Source organism: Pseudomonas sp. 1L-B-1-E-C1, assembly GCF_057291835.1.
In genome coordinates this window covers 1-22,148 of sequence record NZ_JBXAWN010000018.1, presented here as the reverse complement: position 1 = coordinate 22,148, position 22,148 = coordinate 1, and the positions used below count along the sequence as shown (strand labels likewise).

Below are 22,148 nucleotides of genomic sequence, written 5' to 3'. Positions count from 1 at the left end.
TCTTATGCGCGCAGAGTTGAACCAGGGCCTGATCGACTTTCTCAAGGCCTCCCCTACCCCGTTCCACGCCACCGCCAGCCTCGTTCAGCGTCTGGAGGCCGCCGGCTATGTGCGCCTCGACGAGCGCGAGCCATGGTCCACCGAGGCCAACGGCCGCTATTACGTCACCCGCAACGACTCCTCGATCGTCGCGATCAAAATGGGCCGCAACTCGCCACTGCATGGCGGCATTCGTCTGGTCGGCGCTCACACCGACAGCCCGTGTCTGCGGGTCAAGCCGCAACCGGAACTGCAGCGTCAGGGTTTCTGGCAACTGGGCGTCGAAGTCTACGGCGGCGCATTGCTGGCGCCGTGGTTCGATCGCGATCTGTCGCTGGCCGGCCGCGTCACTTTCCGCCGTGACGGCAAGGTCGAAAGCCAGTTGATCGACTTCAAGGCACCGATCGCGATCATTCCCAACCTGGCCATTCACCTCAACCGTGAAGCCAACCTGGGCTGGGCGATCAACGCGCAGACCGAACTGCCGCCGATTCTCGCCCAGTTCGCCGGTGACGAACGCGTCGATTTCCGCGCCGTGCTCACCGATCAACTGGCCCGCGAACACGGCCTGAATGCCGACGTCGTGCTCGATTACGAGCTGAGTTTCTACGACACGCAAAGCGCAGCGGTCATCGGTCTGAACGGTGATTTCATTGCCGGTGCGCGTCTCGATAACCTGCTGTCTTGCTACGCCGGCCTGCAAGCGTTGCTCAGCGCCGAAACCGACGAAACCTGCGTGCTGGTGTGCAACGACCACGAAGAAGTCGGCTCCTGCTCGGCGTGCGGTGCCGACGGCCCGATGCTCGAACAGACTTTGCGCCGCCTGCTGCCGGAAGGTGACGAGTTCGTCCGCACCATCCAGAAATCCCTGTTGGTGTCGGCCGACAACGCCCACGGCGTGCATCCCAACTACGCGGAAAAACACGACGCCAACCACGGCCCGAAACTCAACGCCGGCCCGGTGATCAAGGTCAACAGCAACCAGCGCTACGCCACCAACAGCGAAACCGCCGGCTTCTTCCGCCATCTGTGCATGGCAGAAGAAGTCCCAGTGCAAAGCTTCGTGGTGCGCAGCGACATGGGCTGCGGCTCGACCATCGGCCCGATCACCGCCAGCCACCTGGGGGTTCGCACCGTCGACATTGGTTTGCCGACCTTCGCCATGCACTCGATCCGCGAGCTGTGCGGCAGCCATGACCTGGCGCATCTGGTCAAAGTGCTCAGCGCGTTTTATGCCAGTCGTGAGTTGCCTTAGTCAGCGCGATCCAATGTAGGAGCTGCCGAAGGCTGCGATCTTTTGATCTTCAAAGCAAAATCAAAAGATCGCAGCCTTCGGCAGCTCCTACAGGTGCGAACCCGTCTAGACTCAACGGATCCCACCAGACAAGGCAGTCTCCATGATCTCGATGTCTTCCTTCCACGCCATGCTCATCCCTATCCTCAGCGGAATGATCCTGCTGGCCATCGGCTTCAACTTCCGTGACAAGAATGCCGGGGTGTTTGCCATGTGGATCGGCATGCTGATGATCCTCGCCACGGTGGTCTACAAGATCCTCGCCAAACTCAACGAATGACCGCGCGCGGCTCGCATTGCGCCGGAGGGCCTCGTACACTCCAGCGCATCCGCCTATCGCGAGGTTGTCTTCTGGTGTTCGCTCGTCTTTTTGCTGTACCCGGTCTGTTGCTTGTCTTGATCATGACGCTGCTGCCGCTGGCGCCCGCGCAAGCGGTCGGTCTGCCCGGCCTGCTCAACACTTCCAAGCCGCAAGCTGAAGCCCAGGAACCCCTCGGCCAGTCGCTGGACGAAGTGATCAAGTCGCTGGAAAACGACAAACAACGTGCGCAATTGCTCACCGATCTGAAGAAGCTGCGCGACGCCACAAAGAAAGCCCAAGCCACCCCGGAAGAAGGCGTGCTGGGCCTGATCGGCGGCACCCTCGCCAACTTCGAAAAACAGTTTTCCGGCGCCGACAGCCCGATCACCCGTTGGTCCAACGAGTTTGATCTGGCCAAGGATGAACTCACCAGCAAACTGCTGCCGGCTAACGAATGGTTGCCCATTATTTTCGGCTTCGCTGTGATCCTGATGGTCTGGAGCCTGCTCGCCGCCGCGCTGATCTGGCTCGGCCATCGCGTGCGCATGCGCTTTGGCCTTACCGAAGAACTGCCGCAACACCCCAAGGCTCTCGACATGCTGCGCTTCGCCCTGCGCAAGCTCGGGCCGTGGCTGATCGCCCTGGTGATGACGGTTTACATGAGCTATGTGCTGCCGTCATCGCTGGGCAAAAGCCTGGCGATGGTGCTGGCCTATGCCTTGGTGGTCGGCACCTGTTTCTCGGCGATCTGCGTGATTGCCTTCTCGTTGCTCGACGGCCCGCACCGCCATCGCGCGCTGTACATTCTTCGTCATCAGGCGTTCCGGCCACTGTGGCTGATCGGCAGCTTTGCTGCGTTCGGTGAAGCGCTGAGCGATCCACGTCTGGTCGAGAGCCTGGGCGTGCATCTGGCCCACACCGCCGCGACCACCGCCAATGTGCTCGCGGCGCTATCGACTGGTTTATTCATTCTGCGTTTCCGCCGGCCGATCGCGCACTTGATCCGCAACCAGCCGCTGTCGCGCCGCCTGACCCGCCGCGCCCTCAGCGACACCATCGAGATCCTCGGCACCTTCTGGTACGTGCCGGCGCTGGTGCTGGTCGGCATCTCGCTGTTCGCCACGTTCGTCTCCGCCGGCGACACCAGCACCGCGCTGCGGCAATCGCTGATCTGCACGGTTCTGCTGGTGTTGTGCATGGTCATCAACGGCCTCGTGCGTCGTCACTCGTTGAAGCCGCAACGCGGGCCGAAACGCCACGCGCTGTACTCGGAGCGCCTGAAGAATTTCTTCTATACCCTCGCGCATTTGCTGGTGTGGCTGATCTTCATCGAGCTGGGCCTGCGTGTCTGGGGCCATTCGCTGATCGCCTTCGCCGAAGGTGATGGCCATGACATCAGCGTCAGACTGTTCAGCCTGATCGGCACGCTGATTTTCTCCTGGCTGATCTGGATCCTCGCCGACACCGCCGTGCACCACGCCCTCACCCGCTCGCGCAAAGGCCTGGCCAACGCCCGCGCACAGACGATGATGCCGCTGATCCGCAACGTGCTGTTCGTGGCGATTTTCATCATCGCGCTGATCGTCGCGTTGGCGAACATGGGCATGAACGTCACGCCACTGCTGGCCGGTGCCGGTGTGATCGGCCTGGCCATCGGTTTCGGCGCGCAGTCGCTGGTCGCCGACCTGATCACCGGCCTGTTCATCATCATCGAAGACTCGCTGGCCATTGATGACTACGTCGACGTCGGCGGCCACCTCGGCACCGTCGAAGGCCTGACCATCCGCACCGTCCGCCTGCGCGACATCGACGGCATCGTCCACACCATCCCGTTCAGCGAAATCAAAAGCATCAAGAACTACTCCCGGGAATTCGGCTACGCGATCTTCCGCGTCGCCGTGCCGTACAACATGGAAATCGACGATGCGATCAAACTGATGCGCGACGTCGGCCAGAAGATGCGCAGCGATCCGCTGCAACGCCGCAACATCTGGTCGCCGCTGGAAATTCAGGGTGTCGAGAGTTTCGAATCCGGCAGCGCGATCCTGCGCGCACGGTTCAAGACTGCGCCGATCAAACAGTGGGAGGTTTCTCGGGCGTTCAATTTGTCGCTGAAAAGGCAACTGGATGAGGCGGGGCTGGATCTGGCGACACCGCGGATGAGTGTGCAGGTGATTACGCCTGGATTGGAAATCAAAAAGGAAAGCTGAAGAGAGATGGCCCCCTATTGGAAGATAAAACCAATAGAGGGCTTATTTTTCAATTGTCTTTGAAACCGGGCTTATCGTTAGCGGACCGCCATTTTTTTACCTCCAGGACAACATTTTCAGGCCCATCCTTACCTTCCTCTGGGTAGTAAATCAAATCATAACCAGAAGGATGTTCAACTAGCCGGGAGAACTCAAGAATCGCAGCAATGTGCTGCTTCTCTGTGGCAAACCCGGAATCATATATTTTCCTGACAAACTCAAGAAAATCTTCTTCTCTCATATCCTGTATCGATCTCATATCAAAGCCCTTTATGAATTTCAACATGCGCCTTCGGGGTAACAATATTTATGTTGTCAGCATTATATAAATCCCCTCCCTCTGCCAAGCCGACCTTATGATGCAGTTCGTATTTCACTCTTGCTCCTGCTGAATCGCTCATTCTGACTATCGGTGCTTTGCCCTTTTTCATTTCGTTCAAACTTGTCGCATTAAAAAAGTCAGCCAACTTTCCGTCATTGAAAACGGCTTTCCAGAACGTTTCTCTGAATGCTCTGAAACTGTTGAACTGACGACCCCTTAACTGATCAGCAATTTGCGATGGGATTGGCGCTCCATCACCCTGCGAAGCCGCCCCTAGCCATCCACCCGCAACGGGCTCTCCATGACCACTGGCCACCCCTGGATCATTGCGTCGATCCCGGAACATGACGTACTGCGGGGGCAGACCCACTTCCGGGGGGAAGACCAGAATGAAGTCGTCGAAACGAATGTTGCCCCGACCCGGATAAGCGTCGATCCGCCCTTCGATCGGCACCAGATTGCCGCCGATGTATCGAGGCGGAGCCGGATTCCCGATGGGGAACAGCGTTGAACTGTCTGCCGGCGTTACCGCAGGCGTCCAGACCGCGGTTGTAGGTGGAACGTCGGTGAGCGTCGCGCTGTAAGTGTTGTCCCCAGCGTTGTAGCCAGCTGCGATCACGCGAACGCCGGAAGGCAGTTTTGTCCCCGCTACCGGAACGACAAGCAGTTCGGCGAGTGATCCCGTCAGTGGCCGGGTGCTCAAACGCACCGGCAGATTCAGTCGTGCTCTTTCGTTCGCCAGCGTGTTCAGATCAGGCAACGGACCGGGCAGCAGATCTGCCAACGGAAGGCTGAGCAGAAAGCGTTCAGGCAGCTCACCATTGCCCAATACCGGCGAGTAGACGAACGCACTCACCCCCACCATCAGGCCGGACGCTGTGCCAGCAGCCAGCCCCGATAAACCGGCGACCGCCGAGCGAATCGAAGCGGCAAGACCCGCCATCAGGCTGTCGGCAATCGCAACCGCCCCACCGGAGGTCGCAAATACCAGTTGGGCGTGGCTGATATTGCCGTGAAAGCGCAATGGGCTACCGTGCCCACCGGGGGTTTGCTGCCGGCGCTTTTCCTCAGCCACCCTGCGTGCTTCGGCTTCAGCCTCAAGCGCCGCCTGTTCCTCGGCACGCTTGCGCTCCAGTGCTTCAGCCGCCAAGCGGGCCTGTTCTTCTTCAAGCCGCCTGAGTTCATTGGCGGCGGCCTGCCGCGCCAGTTCTTCCGCCAGCCGCCGCGCCTGCTCTTGAGCAACACGAGCCTGTTCCTGTGCAACCTGCCGGGCGTGTTCCGCCGCCAACCGTGCCTGCTCTTGAGCGATCCGCTCGGCTTCTTGCGCTTGCACCACAGCGATCATGCCCTTGACCGTGGCCGACTGGCTGTTCAACACGCCAATGCCTTCGACCAGCAACTTGGCATTGAACAAGGCGCTGTATGCCTGCCTTACGCTGACGTTGCCGCCTCGCCGATTGACTTGCGGTAAGCGCCCCCCGTTGAAAAAGGTTTCAACCTGGTCGTGGCCGAAACGCTGGATGGCCACGTCCTTGCCCACCAGAAGCGCGCCGAATTTTCTGGCGATCAGCGACTCCCTGAAACGCATCTCCCGCGCCAGCGCATCCAAAGGAGGCAAGACACTTTGATCGTTTGCTGCCCGCACTTCTGCCAGTTCAACTTCGATGACCTGAGCAATGTTTCTGGAAGTATCTTTGTAGATACTTTCCATATCGAGTATTTCACCCAAGGGCGCAACGTTAATACCTGGTCCCGAGCCGTCTCCCGCACCTAAATAATGTAAGTATTCATCTTGTTTATCCGGACGCACAACAATCGGCGGAAGCGTTAATCCATTACGCTGCATTTATAAATCCTCCATGGACATTGGGTTTGTCGCGCTGACCGGTCACCGTTAATGTCGAATAGCCAATAACTTGACCGGCACTTGGAGAAATTTATGGAAATGAATGTTGCGCGGTGCGGTACATAGTTATCGCCCGGGTTTTATCTGTCACGCCGGACGGAACTGATAAAGCGGTAGGAGTTTTCGTTGAAAACTTCAGGCTCAGAGGTAAATCTGTCGGACCGCGTGGCGCTTTCCTGCACCGATCGCACTTGCGTGCAGAGCCTTTGTCACAGGCAAGGAATCCAACAACAATAATCAAGGAGAAGCCCATGCAACTGACGCGCATTGCCCAGAGCCTTTTGCTCACCCTGGTCGCCAGCCAGGCCGGCGCCGCGACGATGGACAGCGCCCGCACACAGATTGCCGAGCAGGCGCAAAAGCTCGAACCGCAGCTGCTGGAAACCCGCCGCGACCTTCATGCCCATCCAGAACTCGGCAACACTGAAAAACGCACCGCCGAGCTGGTCGCCAAACAGCTGCAAGCCATGGGCCTGGAAGTCAAAACGGGCGTCGCCCGCACCGGCGTCGTGGCTGTCCTCAAGGGCGCTCTGCCCGGCCCGACCGTGGCCCTGCGCGCCGACATGGACGCGCTGCCGGTCAAGGAGGTCGCCGACCTGCCGTTCGCCTCGAAAGCCAAAGGCACTTATCTCGACAAGGAAGTCGACGTCATGCATGCCTGCGGCCACGACGCCCACACCGCGATCCTGCTCAGCGCGGCGAAAATTCTGACGGGCATGCGCGACACTTTGCCCGGCACCGTGGTGTTCTACTTCCAGCCCGCCGAAGAAGGCCCGAGCGATTTCATCCCCGACGGCAAAAACACTTGGGGCGCAAAAATGATGGTCGAAGAAGGCGTGATGAAATCGCCGAAACCCGACGCAGTGTTCGGCCTGCACGTCTGGGCCGGCGTCCCCGCCGGCCAGATCGCCTACCGCCCCGGCCCGACCCTGGCCAGCTCCGACGACCTGCGCATCAAGATCCACGGCAAACAAACCCACGCCGGCCGCCCCTGGGACGGCATCGACCCGATCACCGTCGGCGCGCAAACCATCGTCGGCCTGCAAACCGTGGTCAGCCGCCGCACCGACATTTCCTCTTACCCGTCGGTGGTCAGCATCGGCACCATCAACGGCGGCACCCGCTACAACATCATCCCCGAATCACTCGACATGACCGGCACCATCCGCTCCTACGACTACGGCATCCGCCAGAAACTGCACAGCGACGTACGCCAGACCATCGAGAAAATCGCCGAAAGCGGCGGCGCGAAAGCCGACGTCACCATCATCGAAAAGTACGACCCGACCATTAATCACCCGGCACTGACGGAGAAGATGCTGCCGACTCTGAAGTGGGCCGCCAAGGATGATGTAGTGCAGGGTCCGCTGGTGGGTGGAGCGGAAGATTTCTCGTTTTTTGCCAAAGAGGCGCCCGGACTGTTCGTGTTTCTCGGGGTGACGCCGCGGGATCAGGATATGAGCAAGGCTGCGCCGAATCACAGTCCGGGGTTCTTTGTGGATGAATCGGCGCTGGTGGTTGGGGTCAGGACATTGGCTTCGTTGGCGACGGATTATCTGTATGGGAATGCGGGGGTGGGCAAGTAGATAGGGGTGACTGTGGGGGCGCCTGCGCGAGCAAGCTCGCTCCCACAGGGATTGAGTACATCCGACAGAGACTGGTCGGCTGCCACGGCGCCTTCGCGAGCAAGCTCGCTCCTACAATTGGATCGAGTTCATCCTCAGGAATCAGGTCGGCTGTCAGGCCGCCATCGCGAGCAGGCTCACTCCTACACTTGGATCGAGTTCATCCTCAAGAATCAGGTCGCCTGTCAGGCCGCCATCGCGAGCAGGCTCGCTCCCACACAAAGCAAAATCAAAAGATCGCAGCCTTCGGCAGCTCCTACCCACGATGAGCGTTAGCTCGAGTTCCGCTTTTGATCCTGGAGCCCGTCGGCAGGCTGAGCGGAGGGATTGATCCGGGCGTGGGAGCGCAGCGACCGTCTGGCGCAGCCAGACACAGCGGAAGGAGGTGCAGCGAAGCAAACCGGAGCCGCTGCGCCAGGATCGATCCCGCAGCGAAGGAACCCCGAGCCCCAGCGAGCGGGCAGAACGTCAGGGCGCAGCCTTTTCGGTTACCTTTTTGGCGTTTGAAAAAGGTGACCCGCCGTAAGGGCGGAACCATAAGAGGCCGTTACCGCAGCAACGGATATCACCCAAAACCCCACCAACCTGGTCGGCCCCAAGGCCGCCAAGATCAAAAAAGGTCAAACCACATCAACCCCAACGTGAATCGCATCATGCCGCCAAAACTCCAGATCACAATCAATCAACCGCCCATGCTGATCATAATTGACCCGCGCAATGCGCAACCCCGGACTCCCCACCGACACTCTTAAAGCCGCCGCCGCATCAACAGATAGAGACGTAGGCACAATCTCAAAGCGCACCCGCCCATAGTGCAAATCGTAGTGCCGCGCATACAACTCGGTAATCGACTGATTCAGATCAAACTGCAGAATCCCCGGAAAAAACCGCGGATTCAAATAGTGCTCGACATACAACACCAACCGCCCATCAATCCGCCGCGACCGGCAAATCTGAATCACGCTCGACAATGCCGGCAACTGCAACCACGCACACACCGCCGCCGAAGCCGGCTGCAAGCGCGCCGAAATCACCTCGGTCGAAGGATCGCGCCCCTGCGCACTGACCATCGCGTGAAAATGACTGCGCTGCATCAGGTTGTACGCCAGGCGTGGCGGCGACACGAACCAGCCACGGCGCTCTTCGCGATAAATCTGCCCCTGCGCCTCCAACTGCAACAACGCCTCGCGCACAGTGATTCGCGTGGTCCCGAACAACTCGCTGAGCTTGCGTTCGGCCGGCAACTTGCTGCCGGCCGCCAGCAGCCCGTGATCGAGCTGCTCTTGCAACACCTGGCCAATCGCTGTCACCGCTTTCGTTGCCTCATCGCGCATCAACGTTACCTATCTGGACTAGACCAGCACTGTTTCGGGGCAAATCCGAGCGCCGATCAAAGCGCTTTTGTATGTTGCAAGCCTAGGCAGTGCAGATGACCGCCAGATGACAAAACTGCCGAGCGGTCGCGTTCACGGCTTGCAATACATCGGCCAAGTCCCTTGCTCACCGGGCTTTTTAGGGTGGTCTACGCTTATCTGGCACCTGCCGATCACGGGCAGATGAAACACCTGCCGCAGGGCCAGCGACATCAAAGTGTCATCCGGCTCACCTAAATTGGCTCAGGTATTGCTGACCTAGACCAACACAAACCGCAATCGCAGCGTTGAACACGACCAAGGAGCTTCGGAATGAAACAGCTTTTCCTGGCAACACTGTTAGGCTCGACCATTGCAATGTGCACCGCCGCGATGGCGGCTGACACCGATCTGAAAACCCTCGAAGCCGCTGCGAAGGCGGAAGGCGCCGTCAACAGCGTCGGCATGCCCGATGACTGGGCCAACTGGAAAGGCACCTGGGAAGACCTGGCCAAGAAATACGGCCTGAAACACATCGATACCGACATGAGCTCGGCCCAGGAAATCGCCAAGTTCGCCGCCGAAAAAGACAACGCCACCGCTGACATCGGCGACGTCGGTGCCGCCTTCGGTCCGATCGCGGTCAAGCAAGGCGTGGTGCAACCGTACAAGCCAAGCACCTGGGATCAGGTTCCGGACTGGGCCAAAGACAAGGACGGCAACTGGGCGCTGGCCTACACCGGCACCATCGCTTTCATCGTCAACAAGAAGCTGCTGCACGGCTCCGAGGTGCCGACCAAATGGGCCGACCTCAAAACCGGCAAGTACAAGGTCTCCATCGGTGATGTGAGCACCGCCGCCCAGGCCGCCAACGGCGTGCTCGCCGCAGCACTGGCCAACGGTGGCGACGAGAAAAACATCCAGCCAGCCTTGCTGCTGTTCGCAGACATCGCCAAACAGGGCCGCCTGTCGATGGCCAACCCGACCATCGCCACCATGGAAAAAGGCGAGATCGAAGTCGGCGTGGTGTGGGACTTCAACGGTTTGAGCTACAAGGCCAAAATGGCCAACCCGGATGACTACGTGGTGCTGATCCCGTCCGACGGTTCGGTGATTTCCGGCTACACCACGATCATCAACAAGTACGCAAAAAACCCCAACGCCGCCAAGCTGACGCGCGAATACATCTTCAGCGACGCCGGCCAGACCAACCTCGCCCGCGGCAACGCCCGGCCGATCCGCGCCGAACACCTGCAACTGCCGGAAGACGTGAAAGCCAAACTGCTGCCGAACGAGCAGTACAAAAAGGTCACGCCGATCAAGGACGCCGATGCGTGGGAAAAGACCTCCAAGGCCCTGCCGCAGAAATGGAACGAGGAAGTCATCGTAGAGATGAAGTGATGGTTTGACCCACTGTTTGATCCGACAAAGGTCCCTGTGGGAGCGAGCTTGCTCGCGAAAGCGGTTATTCATTCAACATCGATGTTGGCTGACATGACGCCTTCGCGAGCAAGCTCGCTCCCACAAGGGATTGAGTTGAATTCGGAATATTTGAATTTCGCGGAGTTCTTGCCCCTATGAAGCACAACGTCATCCTTGTCGTGCTCGACGGCCTCAATTACGAGGTTGCATGTCACGCCATGGGGCATCTGCAGGCTTATGTTGGCGCAGGACGCGCGGCGCTCTATCGACTGGAGTGCGAGCTGCCCGCCCTGTCCCGACCGCTTTACGAATGCATTCTCACCGGTGTGCCGCCGATCGACAGCGGCATCGTCCACAACAATGTCTCGCGCCTGTCCAGCCAGCGCAGCATTTATCACTACGCCCGCGATGCCGGACTGAAAACTGCCGCTGCGGCGTATCACTGGGTCAGCGAGTTGTATAACCGCTCACCGTTCGTGGCTGCGCGCGACCGCCACACCGACGATCCGGCGTTGCCGATCCAGCACGGACATTTCTACTGGAACGATCATTATCCGGATTCGCACCTTTTCGCCGACGCCGAGAATCTACGCCTGCGCCACGCGCCGAATTTCCTTTTGATCCACCCTATGAATATCGACGATGCCGGCCACAGGCACGGCCTCGACAGCTCGCAATACCGCAACAGCGCGCGCTCCGCCGACATCATCCTCGCCGACTATCTGCAGAGCTGGCTCGACGCTGGTTATCAGGTATTGGTGACCGCCGACCACGGCATGAATAACGATCGCTCGCACAACGGCCTGCTGCCGGAAGAACGCCAGGTGCCGCTGTTTGTCCTCGGCGATGCGTTCAGCCTGAACCCTGACGCCACACCGAAGCAGACCGAGCTCTGCGGCACGGTCTGCGAACTGCTCGGCGTACCCCACGACAAACCCCTGTGCCGGGAGCTGCTCAAGTGAACTCCATGACTCGCGGCAAATGGCTCGCGGCGCTGTGTCTGGTGCCCTTCGCGCTGTTCTTTATCGTCTTCGAAATCGCGCCGCTGGTCTGGGTGATGATCAACAGCCTGCAATCGGAAGAGGCCGGCTGGGGACTGGCCAACTTCAGCAAGGTTTTCAGTTCGAAGTTCTATCGGCAGGCGATCCAGTACAGCCTTGAGATCAGTTTCTGGTCGAGCGTATTCGGCATCATCATTGCTGTGCTAGGTGCGTATTCCCTGCGCCGAGTCGATTCGAAGCTGCGCAACTTTGTGAACGCCTTCGCCAACATGACCAGCAACTTCGCCGGCGTGCCGCTGGCGTTCGCGTTCATCATCCTGCTCGGTTTCAACGGCAGCATCACCATCATGCTCAAGCAGTCGGGGATCATTCAGGATTTCAATCTGTACTCGAAAACCGGCCTGATCATCCTCTACACCTACTTCCAGATTCCCCTCGGCGTGCTGCTGCTCTACCCCGCCTTCGACGCCTTGCGCGAAGACTGGCGCGAGTCCGCTGCGTTGCTCGGCGCCAACGGCTGGCAGTTCTGGCGACACATCGGTCTGCCGGTGCTGACCCCGGCGTTGCTCGGTACTTTCGTCATCCTGCTGGCCAACGCCCTTGGCGCCTACGCCACGGTTTATGCGCTGACCACCGGCAACTTCAACGTCCTGCCGATTCGTATTGCAGCGATGGTCTCCGGCGACATTTCCCTCGATCCGAACCTGGCCAGCGCCCTGGCCGTGGTGCTCGTGGCGCTGATGACCATCGTCACCGTCGTGCATCAACTGCTGTTGAAGAGGAGCTACCATGTCTCGCGCTGAATCCGGCCCGGCCGGCCTCTACCACCGCGTCGTGGTCTACCTGCTGTTCGCCATCCTGTTGTTGCCGCTGGCGGGCACGCTGGTCTACTCGATCGCCAGCAGTTGGTCGGCAACGATTCTGCCCAGCGGCTTCACCTTCAAGTGGTACATCCAGCTATGGAGCGATCCGCGCTTTCTCCACGCATTCGGTCAGTCGCTGATTGTCTGTGTCGGCGCGCTGGTGCTGTCGGTGGTGCTGATCCTGCCGTTGCTGTTCGTCGTGCATTACTACTTTCCGAAACTCGATGCGCTGATGAACATCCTCATCCTGCTGCCCTTCGCGGTACCGCCGGTGGTGTCCTCGGTGGGGCTGTTGCAGCTCTACGGTTCCGGGCCGATGGCGATGGTCGGCACGCCGTGGATTCTGATCGGCTGCTACTTCACCGTGGCGCTGCCCTTCATGTACCGGGCGATCACCAACAACCTGCAAGCGATCAACCTGCGCGACCTGATGGACGCCGCGCAACTGCTCGGCGCCAGCACCTTTCAAGCGGCGTTCCTGGTGGTGCTGCCGAATTTGCGCAAGGGTCTGATGGTGGCGTTGCTGCTGTCGTTCTCGTTCCTCTTCGGCGAGTTCGTATTCGCCAATATTCTGGTCGGCACGCGCTACGAAACCCTGCAGGTGTATCTGAACAACATGCGCAACAGCAGTGGTCACTTCACCAGTGCGCTGGTCATCTCGTATTTCTTCTTCGTGCTGGTCCTGACCTGGATCGCCAACATCTTGAACAAGGACAAAAGCGAATGAGCTACGTCAGCGTCCAACACCTGCAGAAAAGTTATGCCGGCACCACGGTATTCAGCGACATCGATTGCGAAATCAACAAAGGCGAGTTCGTCACCCTGCTCGGTCCGTCCGGATGCGGCAAGTCGACTTTGTTGCGCTGCATCGCCGGACTGACGCCGGTGGATGGCGGCCAGATCCTCCTCGACGGTGTCGACATCGTGCCGTTGAGTCCGCAGAAACGCGGCATCGGCATGGTCTTTCAGAGTTATGCGCTGTTCCCCAACATGACTGTCGAACAGAACGTTGCCTTCGGCTTGCGCATGCAAAAGGTCAATGCCGATGACAGTCACAAGCGCGTCGCTGAAGTGTTGAAACTGGTTGAACTGCACGACTTCGCCAGCCGCTATCCGCATCAACTGTCCGGTGGCCAATGCCAACGTGTTGCCCTCGCCCGCTCGCTGGTGACCCGCCCGCGTCTGTTGCTGCTGGATGAGCCGCTGTCGGCGCTCGACGCACGGATTCGCAAACACCTGCGCGAACAGATCCGTCAGATTCAGCGCGAACTCGGCCTGACCACGATCTTCGTTACCCACGATCAGGAAGAAGCGCTGACCATGTCCGATCGCATTTTTCTGATGAATCAGGGAAAGATCGTACAGAGCGGCGACGCCGAAACCCTCTACACCGCACCGGTCGATGTGTTCGCCGCCGGCTTCATCGGCAACTACAACCTCCTCGATGCCGAGGCTGCGTCAAAGCTGTTGCAACGGCCGATCAACCACCGCATCGCCATCCGCCCGGAAGCCATCGAACTGAGCCTCAACGGCGAACTGGACGCGCAGATCCGCAGCCACAGCCTGCTCGGCAACGTCATTCGCTATCGTGTCGAAGCGCGCGGCGTGGAACTGGTGGTCGATGTGCTCAACCGCTCGGCCGCCGATCTGCATCCCGACGGACAACGCCTGGCACTTTCCATCGATCCGACGGCCTTGTGTGAGGTAGCCTGATGACTTTGCTGACGTTGAAGAGAGAACTGCACTGATGGCCCTGGCAATTTTTGATCTGGACGATACGTTGATCCACGGCGACTGCGCCACCCTCTGGTGCGAGCAGATGGGGCGCCTCGGCTGGGTCGATCCCGAGTCGTTCATGCGCCGCAACAACGAGCTGATGGACGCGTACAGCCATGGCAAATTGCGCATGGAAGAGTACATGGACTTCAGCCTCGAACCGATGATCGGGCGTACGCCGGAGGAAATCGAACACTTGGTCGGGCCGTGGGTTGAAGACTTCATCGAACCGATCATCTTCAGCGACGCGACCAAAACCATCGCCGCCCACCGCAAGGCCGGCGACCGGATTCTGGTGATCTCGGCGTCGGGCACACATCTGGTTGGTCCGATCGCTGATCGCCTGGGCATCGACGAAATATTGGCCATCGAACTGGAAGTCACCCATGGCGTGTACAGCGGCAACACCGTCGGCACCCTGACGTACCGCGAAGGCAAGATCACCCGTTTGCTGGAATGGCTCGATGCCGAAGAAGAAAACCTCGAAGGCGCGAGTTTTTATTCCGACTCACGCAATGATCTGCCATTGCTGCTGAAGGTGGACTTCCCGCATGTGGTCAACCCGGATCCGGTGCTGCTCGATCACGCCGAAAAAGCCGGCTGGCCGATCCATCTCTGGAAATAAAAGCAAAAGATCGCAGCCTTCGGCAGCTCCTACATTTGGAATGCATTCACCCTGTAGGAGCTGCCGAAGGCTGCGATCTTTTGACCTTGCTTCTATCAGCTCAAACCCTGATCAATCACCAACACCAACTTGCCCGCCACCGTGTTGCTTGCCAGCTCGGCGAACGCCGCTTCGGCATCCTTCACCGCAAAAGCTCTGGCCAACTGCGGACGCAAGCGCCCCTCGACAAACAGCGGCCAGACATGCTGGCCCAGATCGCTGAACAGATCAGCCTTGAACTGATCGTCACGGCTGCGCAACGTCGAACCCAGCAACTGCACACGCTTGGCCAACACCTGCGCCAGATCCAGCGTCGCCTCGCGTCCGCCCATCAAACCGATCAGCACCCAACGCCCGTCCAGCGCCATCAGTTTGAGGTTCAGCGCTGAATAATTGCCGCCCACCGGGTCGAGAATCACATCGAACGGCCCAAAGTCGCGCAGGCTCTCGATGTCATCGGTGCGCACCACGCCGCCCTGGGCACCCAGCGCTTCGCAGTAAGCCAGACGCTCGGCGGAACCGACGCTGACCCAGCACGGGTTACCGAACGCCTTGCACAGCTGAATGGCCGCTGAACCGATTCCACTTGCGCCGGCGTGCAGGAGAATTTTCTCACCGGGTTTCAACGCTGCAAGTTGAAACACATTCAGCCAGACGGTGGCGTACACCTCGGGCAACGCTGCCGCTTCGATCAGCGAAACGCCCTCGGGCACCGGCAGCACATGCCGTCCGTCGACGACCACTTCTTCGGCCATGCCGCCCCCGGCCAGCAAGGCGCAGACCCGATCGCCGACCTGCCAGGACGAGCCCGCACCGACCTCGCTGACCACACCGGAGCACTCAAGACCGAGCACTTGGCTGGCACCCGGCGGCGGCGGATAAAGCCCTGCCTTCTGTAATAAATCGGCGCGATTGAGGCCAGCTGCCGCCACACGGATGCGGACTTGTCCTACATCACATGTAGGACTCGGCTCTTCAACCCATGCCACTTGACCTTCAACGCCTTGCAATGCCTTCACACTGCCTCCATAGTGAGTCTGGACTGAGCCCGAAGCTGTAGCGCCGGGCTTTTTGCATTATGCGACCGGCTCTCAAAGAACCGGCGACTTCAAAGACGGCCTAATATGCGTTATCAATTGTCCCCGCGTCGAATCAGCATGAAGCATCTGCTCCCCAGCACCGCCCTCGCTCTTTTCATCGGTATCGGTCTGTTGCCGGTGTCGGGCACCACATTCGCAGCCAACAGCTGGGACAAGTTGCAGCCTGATCGCGATGAAGTCATCGCCAGCCTGAACGTCGTCGAGTTGCTCAAGCGTCACCACTACAGCAAGCCGCCGCTCGACGATGCGCGCTCGGTGATCATCTACGACAGCTACATCAAGCTGCTCGACCCGTCCCGCAGCTATTTCATGGCCAGCGACATCGCCGAATTCGACAAGTGGAAGACCCAGTTCGACGACTTCCTCAAAAGCGGCGACCTCAACGCCGGGTTCACCATCTACAAGCGCTACCTGGACCGCGTCAAAGCGCGTCTGGACTTCGCCCTTGCCGAGCTGAACAAGGGCGTCGACAAGATGGACTTCAACACCAAGGAGACCTTGCTGATCGATCGCAAGGACGCGCCATGGCTCAAGTCCACCGCAGAACTCGACGACCTGTGGCGCAAACGCGTCAAGGACGAAGTGCTGCGCCAGAAGATCGCCGGCAAAGAGCCGAAGCAGATCCAGGAAACCCTGACCAAGCGCTACAAGAATCAGTTGGCGCGCCTGGACCAGACCCGTGCCGAAGACATCTTCCAGGCGTACATCAACACCTTCGCCATGTCCTACGACCCGCACACCAATTATCTGTCGCCGGATAACGCGGAAAACTTCGACATCAACATGAGCCTGTCCCTTGAGGGCATCGGTGCCGTGTTGCAGAGCGACAACGATCAAGTGAAAGTCGTACGTCTGGTACCGGCAGGCCCGGCGGACAAGACCAAACAGGTCGCTCCGGCGGACAAGATCATCGGCGTTGCCCAGGGCAACAAGGAAATGGTCGACGTGGTCGGCTGGCGTCTGGACGAAGTGGTCAAACTGATTCGCGGTCCGAAAGGCACTGTGGTGCGTCTGGAAGTCATCCCGGCGAGCAATGCGCCGAACGACCAGACCACCAAGATCGTGCCGATCACCCGTGAAGCGGTGAAGCTCGAAGACCAGGCCGTGAAAAAGTCGATCCTCAGCCTGAAACAGGACGGCAAGGACTACAAACTTGGCGTGATCGAGATCCCGGCTTTCTACCTCGACTTCAAGGCGTTCCGTGCCGGCGACCCGGATTACAAGAGCACCACTCGCGACGTCAAGAAGCTGCTCACCGAGTTGCAGAAAGACAAAGTCGACGGCGTGGTCATCGACCTGCGCAACAACGGCGGCGGTTCCCTGCAGGAAGCCACCGAGCTGACCAGCCTGTTCATCGATAAAGGTCCGACCGTACTGGTGCGTAATGCCGACGGCCGGGTCGACGTGCTTGAAGACGAAAACCCTGGCGCGTTCTATAAAGGCCCGATGGCGCTGCTGGTCAACCGCCTGTCCGCCTCGGCTTCGGAGATCTTCGCCGGCGCCATGCAGGACTATCACCGCGCGCTGATCATCGGTGGCCAGACCTTCGGCAAAGGCACCGTGCAGACCATTCAGCCGCTGAACCATGGCGAACTGAAACTGACCCTGGCCAAGTTCTACCGCGTCTCCGGGCAGAGCACCCAGCATCAGGGCGTGCTGCCGGACATCGATTATCCGTCGCTGATCGACACCAAGGAAATCGGCGAAAGCGCCCTGCCGGAAGCCATGCCGTGGGACACCATCCGCGCGGCGATCAAACCGGCGGCCGATCCGTTCAAGCCGTTCCTCGCCCAGCTGAAGTCCGAGCATGACGCGCGCACCAACAAGGATGCCGAGTTCGTGTTCATCCGCGACAAGCTGGCCCTGGCGCAGAAACTGATGGAAGAAAAAACCGTCAGCCTCAACGAAGCCGATCGTCGTGCCCAGCACGCCGACATCGACGCCAAGCAGCTGGCGATGGAGAACATCCGTCGCAAGGCCAAAGGCGAAGAACCGCTCAAAGAGCTGAAGAAAGAAGACGAGGACGCACTGGCCGCTGCCGAGCCGGACAAGGTCAAACCGGAAGACGATGCCTACCTGAGCGAAACCGGGCGCGTACTGCTGGATTACCTGAAGCTGAGCAATCAGGTGGCCAAGAAGTAAGTGATGGCAATTTAGTGCTGACGATCCCCGGATCGTCATCAAACAGTCATCATTCTGTCGTGCAATAAAGGACCGGGAGCAAGCGCTCCCGGTCCTTTTTTTATCGCCAGAGACTGCCATGACCACGACCGAACAGCTGAGCGCCTTGAGCTCGATTCTGACTCAAAGCGGTTTACACAGTCTGTTCCAGCCGATTATCTGCCTCTCCGAACGCCGCATTCTCGGCTACGAAGCCCTCACCCGTGGCCCGTCCAACAGCCCTCTGCACTCGCCAATTGCCCTGTTCGCCGTAGCGCGTCAGGCCGGTCGATTGAGCGAACTGGAAATCGCCTGCCGACAAAGCGCCTGTCGCCGCTTCAACGAACAGCAGTTGCCGGGCAAGCTGTTCCTCAACGTCTCGCCGGAATCCTTGCTCGAAGCAGCGCACCAACCGGGGCGCACGTTGCAACTGCTGCAGGACTTCGGTATCCCGCCGAGCCAGGTAGTCATCGAACTCACCGAGCAGACGCCAATCGATGATTTCCAGTTGCTGCAAACTGCCCTGCATCATTACCGCGCGATGGGCTTTTCCATCGCGCTGGACGATTTGGGGGCTGGGTACTCGAGCCTTCGTCTATGGTCGGAACTGCGTCCGGACTACGTAAAGATCGACCGGCACTTCATCGATGGCATTCATCAGGATGCATTGAAAAGAGAGTTTGTCGGGTCGATTCTGCAAATCGCCAAGGCTTCGCGTGCACTGGTTATTGCCGAGGGTATCGAGTTAGCGGAAGAACTCGCGGTACTCACGGAAATGGGCGTCGATCTGGTGCAGGGTTATTTGCTCGGCCGCCCTCAGGAACATCCATCCCGCGACGCCCGCGCCATGATGCCCAAACACGACAGCAACGCCGTCGCGCTGAACGACGAAGGCAGCGACCTCAGCGCTTTGCTCAACGACCAGCCCGCCGTGCAGCGTGATACGCCAACCGCCTCGGTGCTCGAAGCCTTCCGCCGCCAGGCGAACCTCAATTCACTCGCGGTGCTCGACGAACAAGGCCAGCCCTGCGGCATTGTCCATCGCCACTCCCTGTCGGACGCTCTGCTCAAACCGTTTGCCACCGAGCTCTTCGCCCGCAAACCGATCAGCCGCCTGATGAACGACGACTTCCTCGCCGTCGAAATGAGCCAGTCACTGCAGCAAGTCAGCCGCCTGATCACCAGCCGCGCCCGCCAGCGCATCGAAGAAGACTTCATCATCACCCTCAACGGCGGCTACCTCGGCCTCGGCCGGGTCATCGACGTGCTCAAACTGATCACCGAACTGAAAATTCAACAGGCGCGCTACGCTAATCCACTCACCCTGTTGCCGGGCAACGTACCGATCCAGCAATGCCTCACGCGCCTGCTGCAACAGGCCCGCGAGTCGATCATCTGCTACGTCGACATCGACAGCTTCAAACCCTTCAACGACATCTACGGCTACGGCCGCGGCGACGAAGTCCTGCTCTGCCTCGCACAATGCCTCAACGAACGCGTCGACCCCACCCGCGACTTCGTCGGCCACATCGGCGGCGACGACTTCCTCCTCGTCCTCGGCCCCGAAGACTGGCGCAAACGCCTCAACCAACTGCTCGACGACTTCCAAAGCCAATGCCGCCGCTTCTACCGTCCCGAGCATCTGGAAGCCGGTTGTTTTGTTGCTCCGAACCGACAAGGGGTGCGGCAGGAGTTTGCGTTGTTGTCGTTATCGATTGGGGTGGTGCATTTGCGGCCTGAGGCTTGCGCAACGCTTGATGCCAGCCAGCTTGCGGAGATGGCTTCGCAGGCTAAGCATCATGCGAAGGATGTTGTGGGGTTTAGTGTTTATTTGTTGGAAACTGGCACCGCTCCTATCCTTCAGCCGACACAGCTAATCGGCCAACGTTGATCAGCGAACGATGCGGATCACGTTGGCGGGTTTACTGGAGAAAGTGTCTATAAGGCCATTCTGAGCTTTACCGAGAATCATCGGCAAACGCTCAGCACTTTTATCGTCTGGCAAGAGATAACTCGTTAGCCCAAACTTCGGTCAGGATAGAGTACACATGTTCGAAAAAACCCCGCGGATCTTTCATTTCATTCCATCCGAGGGGGAGCAACGAATGCGAGAAAGGATCATGTTTAAAAGCGTCCGAAAGCTTACTTGTTTCGCCATCAAGAGACCGTCTCAATACAGAAACCAAGACAAGCTTGTGCCGAGGAGTCAAACCAGAAAATCTTTTCACTATAAACCTGCGAATTAACTCGGCTCTGTCTATAGGACACTCAGGGTCATACTTCTCCAACTCAGCACCCAAGGTCTCCTCGCGATCATATATATCGAACCCTCCAAGAAAATGCTTCAATTGCGGATTGTATGGAGCATCGAGATAGGGATGCATTAACATCAGACGGTCTCCACCGGATACAAAGCGAAAGGCTGCAAAGTCTCAAAGTCAAATTTCATTTCGAACCCGCTCATCTTTGAGATGAATCGGGGCTCTGAAGGATTCGATGGGTTAGGCTCGTATCCTTCTCCAACGTTTTCTGCCGGCATACGAACAACCAAGTTCCCCATAGCATCTTCGCCTGTAAATCGCGACATATTCCTAACCTCCCTTGTCAGCGATTCGTTATAAGCGTTCAACTGTGCTCGGTGCGTTAAAAATCGAGAACTGTAAACACCCCTAAAACTATTTCCTTTTGCAGGAGATTCACCATGGGAATCTGGAGATACCGTCAACATCTCATCCTTATTCTTTGCGCGCATCACTTACCCTTAATTAAATATTAAATAACCAATACAAGAAAGCCGATAGAGACTCTCCCCAAGATGTGCAGGCGCATTATTCACCTATACAAACCTATACCCATGTGAGCACATCAATACAACCTCCTCTACGCGCTCACGCTCCCATCCAAGCCAGATAGAACAATCGTTGCTCGTCTGGATTTCTTGTTAGACCTTGTTCCTCATAGTCAAATATAAATACCAGATCTTTTATAGTCGGTTCCCTACCAACCTCCAACTCGTAAGCTTTAAGACCCATAGACATCTGAGACGACATGCTTGACGGATGAACATTCAACTTCGCTCCCTTACAGTAAAAATCCAGCTGAGGATTATCTTTTCTTAACAACGCAAAACACTTATAAAAATCACGCTCTACATAGGTTTTGTCCTGACCACAAATATCCGCAATCGCAATAGATATCTCTTCGTCATCACAGACCAGATTGACCTTCCGCTTTTCGCCATCCTCTACGACGACAACCGAATACAGTTTCTTCACTTACCAACCCTCCTGTACGGATTAGGAATAGAATAGCCAAACTCTCTACCATCATCGATTATCAGCGTAGCGCCAAGAATATCCTCTCGCTTAATTTCACCGGGAATAGCAATTTCCTGCTCTTGACTAAAATTATATGCTGCACCCAACTCTTTTTTGAGGTCTCGACCAGGAATCATCTTGAGGGTGTAGAGAAATCCCGGCCTCGTAAAATAGCTGGTAGCGAATGTTTTACCCATATCACGAGATAAAGAGGTGCTGATGAAATTACTAGGAGGAAAGTCACTATCGATCGAATGCAGGAATAGATCGTTGCTATCTCCCTTACTTTTGAATCCATTCTCGAAAACTTCAGACGGATCTGTCGCTGCCCCCCGATATAAGTAGGCTTGTTGTGGTAGTGACTGAGATGGATGATCTTCACCTCCCTGTATTCCTTTCGTGGGATCGATCGGTTGGAATACTGGTTTGTTGCATTTGTCGTCCGGACAATTACTCAACCCCAACGGATCCACCCACCCCGTCGGATTCGGCACGTACTGGTACTGATTCAACCCGCCCGCCAGCTTCACCGGATCCGGGGTCAGATACCGCCCCAATCTCGGGTCGTAGTACCGATGGCGGTTGTAGTGCAGGCCGCTTTCAACATCGAAGTACTGCCCCTGAAAACGCAGCGGTTGGTCGAGGTAGTCTTCGCCGGCGAGGGTGACGGCGGCGACTTTGCCGTAGGCGTCGTATTGCGCGGACCAGACGATTTCGCCGCTGTAGTCGGTGAGTTCCTGTGGGGTGCCGAGGTGGT

General features: G+C 58.3%; 18 protein-coding genes. 12 read left to right on the top strand and 6 right to left on the bottom strand.

Translation table 11 applies throughout. The annotated features are described in order from the left end of the window. The first annotated feature begins 4 nt into the window (after nt 1–4). The 3 genes from AC0Z4S_RS25150 (at nt 5) to AC0Z4S_RS25140 (ending at nt 3,844) form a co-directional block, all read left to right on the top strand. Nucleotides 5–1,294, top strand: coding sequence for a M18 family aminopeptidase (locus AC0Z4S_RS25150; RefSeq protein ID WP_485624977.1), 1,290 nt, complete (start codon nt 5–7; stop codon nt 1,292–1,294). A 142-nt stretch (nt 1,295–1,436) separates the two neighbouring features. Then, nucleotides 1,437–1,613 carry a hypothetical protein gene (locus tag AC0Z4S_RS25145; RefSeq protein ID WP_016773747.1) on the top strand — a complete coding sequence of 59 codons (177 nt, stop codon included), beginning with the start codon at nt 1,437–1,439 and terminating at the stop codon, nt 1,611–1,613. Nucleotides 1,614–1,687: 74 nt separating this feature from the next. Further along, nucleotides 1,688–3,844, top strand: a complete 2,157-nt coding sequence (locus tag AC0Z4S_RS25140; RefSeq protein WP_485624976.1) for a mechanosensitive ion channel family protein — start codon at nt 1,688–1,690, stop codon at nt 3,842–3,844. Between the two features lie 49 nt (nt 3,845–3,893). On the opposite strand, the gene AC0Z4S_RS25135 is transcribed toward AC0Z4S_RS25140, so the two are convergent. Together AC0Z4S_RS25135 and AC0Z4S_RS25130 are read right to left on the bottom strand one after the other, a co-directional pair. Beyond that, nucleotides 3,894–4,124: a bacteriocin immunity protein gene (locus AC0Z4S_RS25135; RefSeq protein ID WP_485624975.1), complete on the bottom strand. Its 231-nt coding sequence runs from the start codon at nt 4,122–4,124 to the stop codon at nt 3,894–3,896. Nucleotides 4,125–4,143: 19 nt separating this feature from the next. Further along, nucleotides 4,144–6,051: an S-type pyocin domain-containing protein gene (locus tag AC0Z4S_RS25130; RefSeq protein WP_485624974.1), complete on the bottom strand. Its 1,908-nt coding sequence runs from the start codon at nt 6,049–6,051 to the stop codon at nt 4,144–4,146. A 311-nt stretch (nt 6,052–6,362) separates the two neighbouring features. On the opposite strand from AC0Z4S_RS25130, the gene AC0Z4S_RS25125 reads away from it, so the two are divergent. After that, complete coding sequence (locus AC0Z4S_RS25125; RefSeq protein WP_485624973.1) at nt 6,363–7,697, top strand: amidohydrolase; 1,335 nt, start codon at nt 6,363–6,365, stop codon at nt 7,695–7,697. A gap of 659 nt (nt 7,698–8,356) precedes the next feature. Here the strand turns inward: AC0Z4S_RS25125 and AC0Z4S_RS25120 are convergent. Further along, nucleotides 8,357–9,070 (bottom strand): UTRA domain-containing protein, encoded by a 714-nt coding sequence (locus AC0Z4S_RS25120; protein ID WP_471880193.1) that lies wholly within the window; start codon nt 9,068–9,070, stop codon nt 8,357–8,359. 351 nt (nt 9,071–9,421) lie between these two features. On the opposite strand from AC0Z4S_RS25120, the gene AC0Z4S_RS25115 reads away from it, so the two are divergent. From AC0Z4S_RS25115 to AC0Z4S_RS25090, 6 genes are all read left to right on the top strand, one after another. Next, the gene (locus AC0Z4S_RS25115; protein WP_253500567.1) at nt 9,422–10,489 is read left to right on the top strand and encodes an ABC transporter substrate-binding protein; all 1,068 of its coding nucleotides are present in this window, start codon (nt 9,422–9,424) and stop codon (nt 10,487–10,489) included. Nucleotides 10,490–10,665: 176 nt separating this feature from the next. Further along, nucleotides 10,666–11,472 carry an alkaline phosphatase family protein gene (locus AC0Z4S_RS25110; protein WP_485624972.1) on the top strand — a complete coding sequence of 269 codons (807 nt, stop codon included), beginning with the start codon at nt 10,666–10,668 and terminating at the stop codon, nt 11,470–11,472. 5 nt (nt 11,473–11,477) lie between these two features. Beyond that, a complete protein-coding gene (locus AC0Z4S_RS25105; RefSeq protein WP_253505167.1) occupies nt 11,478–12,314 on the top strand; it encodes an ABC transporter permease in 837 nt (278 codons plus the stop codon). Next, nucleotides 12,301–13,101, top strand: coding sequence for an ABC transporter permease (locus AC0Z4S_RS25100; protein WP_252874120.1), 801 nt, complete (start codon nt 12,301–12,303; stop codon nt 13,099–13,101). Before AC0Z4S_RS25105 ends, AC0Z4S_RS25100 begins: the two co-directional genes overlap by 14 nt. Beyond that, nucleotides 13,098–14,087, top strand: a complete 990-nt coding sequence (locus AC0Z4S_RS25095; protein WP_485624971.1) for an ABC transporter ATP-binding protein — start codon at nt 13,098–13,100, stop codon at nt 14,085–14,087. The genes AC0Z4S_RS25100 and AC0Z4S_RS25095 overlap by 4 nt, the downstream gene beginning before the upstream one ends. Nucleotides 14,088–14,121: 34 nt before the next feature. After that, on the top strand, nt 14,122–14,775 hold the full coding sequence (locus AC0Z4S_RS25090) for an HAD family hydrolase (RefSeq protein WP_485624970.1): 654 nt from the start codon (nt 14,122–14,124) through the stop codon (nt 14,773–14,775). 95 nt (nt 14,776–14,870) lie between these two features. Here AC0Z4S_RS25090 and AC0Z4S_RS25085 read toward each other — a convergent pair whose 3' ends face one another. Continuing rightward, complete coding sequence (locus tag AC0Z4S_RS25085; RefSeq protein WP_485624969.1) at nt 14,871–15,833, bottom strand: zinc-binding dehydrogenase; 963 nt, start codon at nt 15,831–15,833, stop codon at nt 14,871–14,873. Between the two features lie 138 nt (nt 15,834–15,971). Between AC0Z4S_RS25085 and AC0Z4S_RS25080 the strand changes: the two genes are divergently transcribed. Further along, the gene (locus AC0Z4S_RS25080) at nt 15,972–18,056 is read left to right on the top strand and encodes a carboxy terminal-processing peptidase (RefSeq protein WP_161806099.1); all 2,085 of its coding nucleotides are present in this window, start codon (nt 15,972–15,974) and stop codon (nt 18,054–18,056) included. A gap of 118 nt (nt 18,057–18,174) precedes the next feature. After that, nucleotides 18,175–19,965, top strand: a complete 1,791-nt coding sequence (locus AC0Z4S_RS25075; RefSeq protein ID WP_485624968.1) for a bifunctional diguanylate cyclase/phosphodiesterase — start codon at nt 18,175–18,177, stop codon at nt 19,963–19,965. Between the two features lie 997 nt (nt 19,966–20,962). On the opposite strand, the gene AC0Z4S_RS25070 is transcribed toward AC0Z4S_RS25075, so the two are convergent. Together AC0Z4S_RS25070 and AC0Z4S_RS25065 are read right to left on the bottom strand one after the other, a co-directional pair. Next, the gene (locus AC0Z4S_RS25070) at nt 20,963–21,349 is read right to left on the bottom strand and encodes a hypothetical protein (protein WP_485624967.1); all 387 of its coding nucleotides are present in this window, start codon (nt 21,347–21,349) and stop codon (nt 20,963–20,965) included. Next, the coding region (locus tag AC0Z4S_RS25065; RefSeq protein ID WP_485624966.1) for an RHS repeat domain-containing protein at nt 21,346–22,148 on the bottom strand (803 nt) is incomplete at its 5' end. The genes AC0Z4S_RS25065 and AC0Z4S_RS25070, both read right to left, overlap by 4 nt.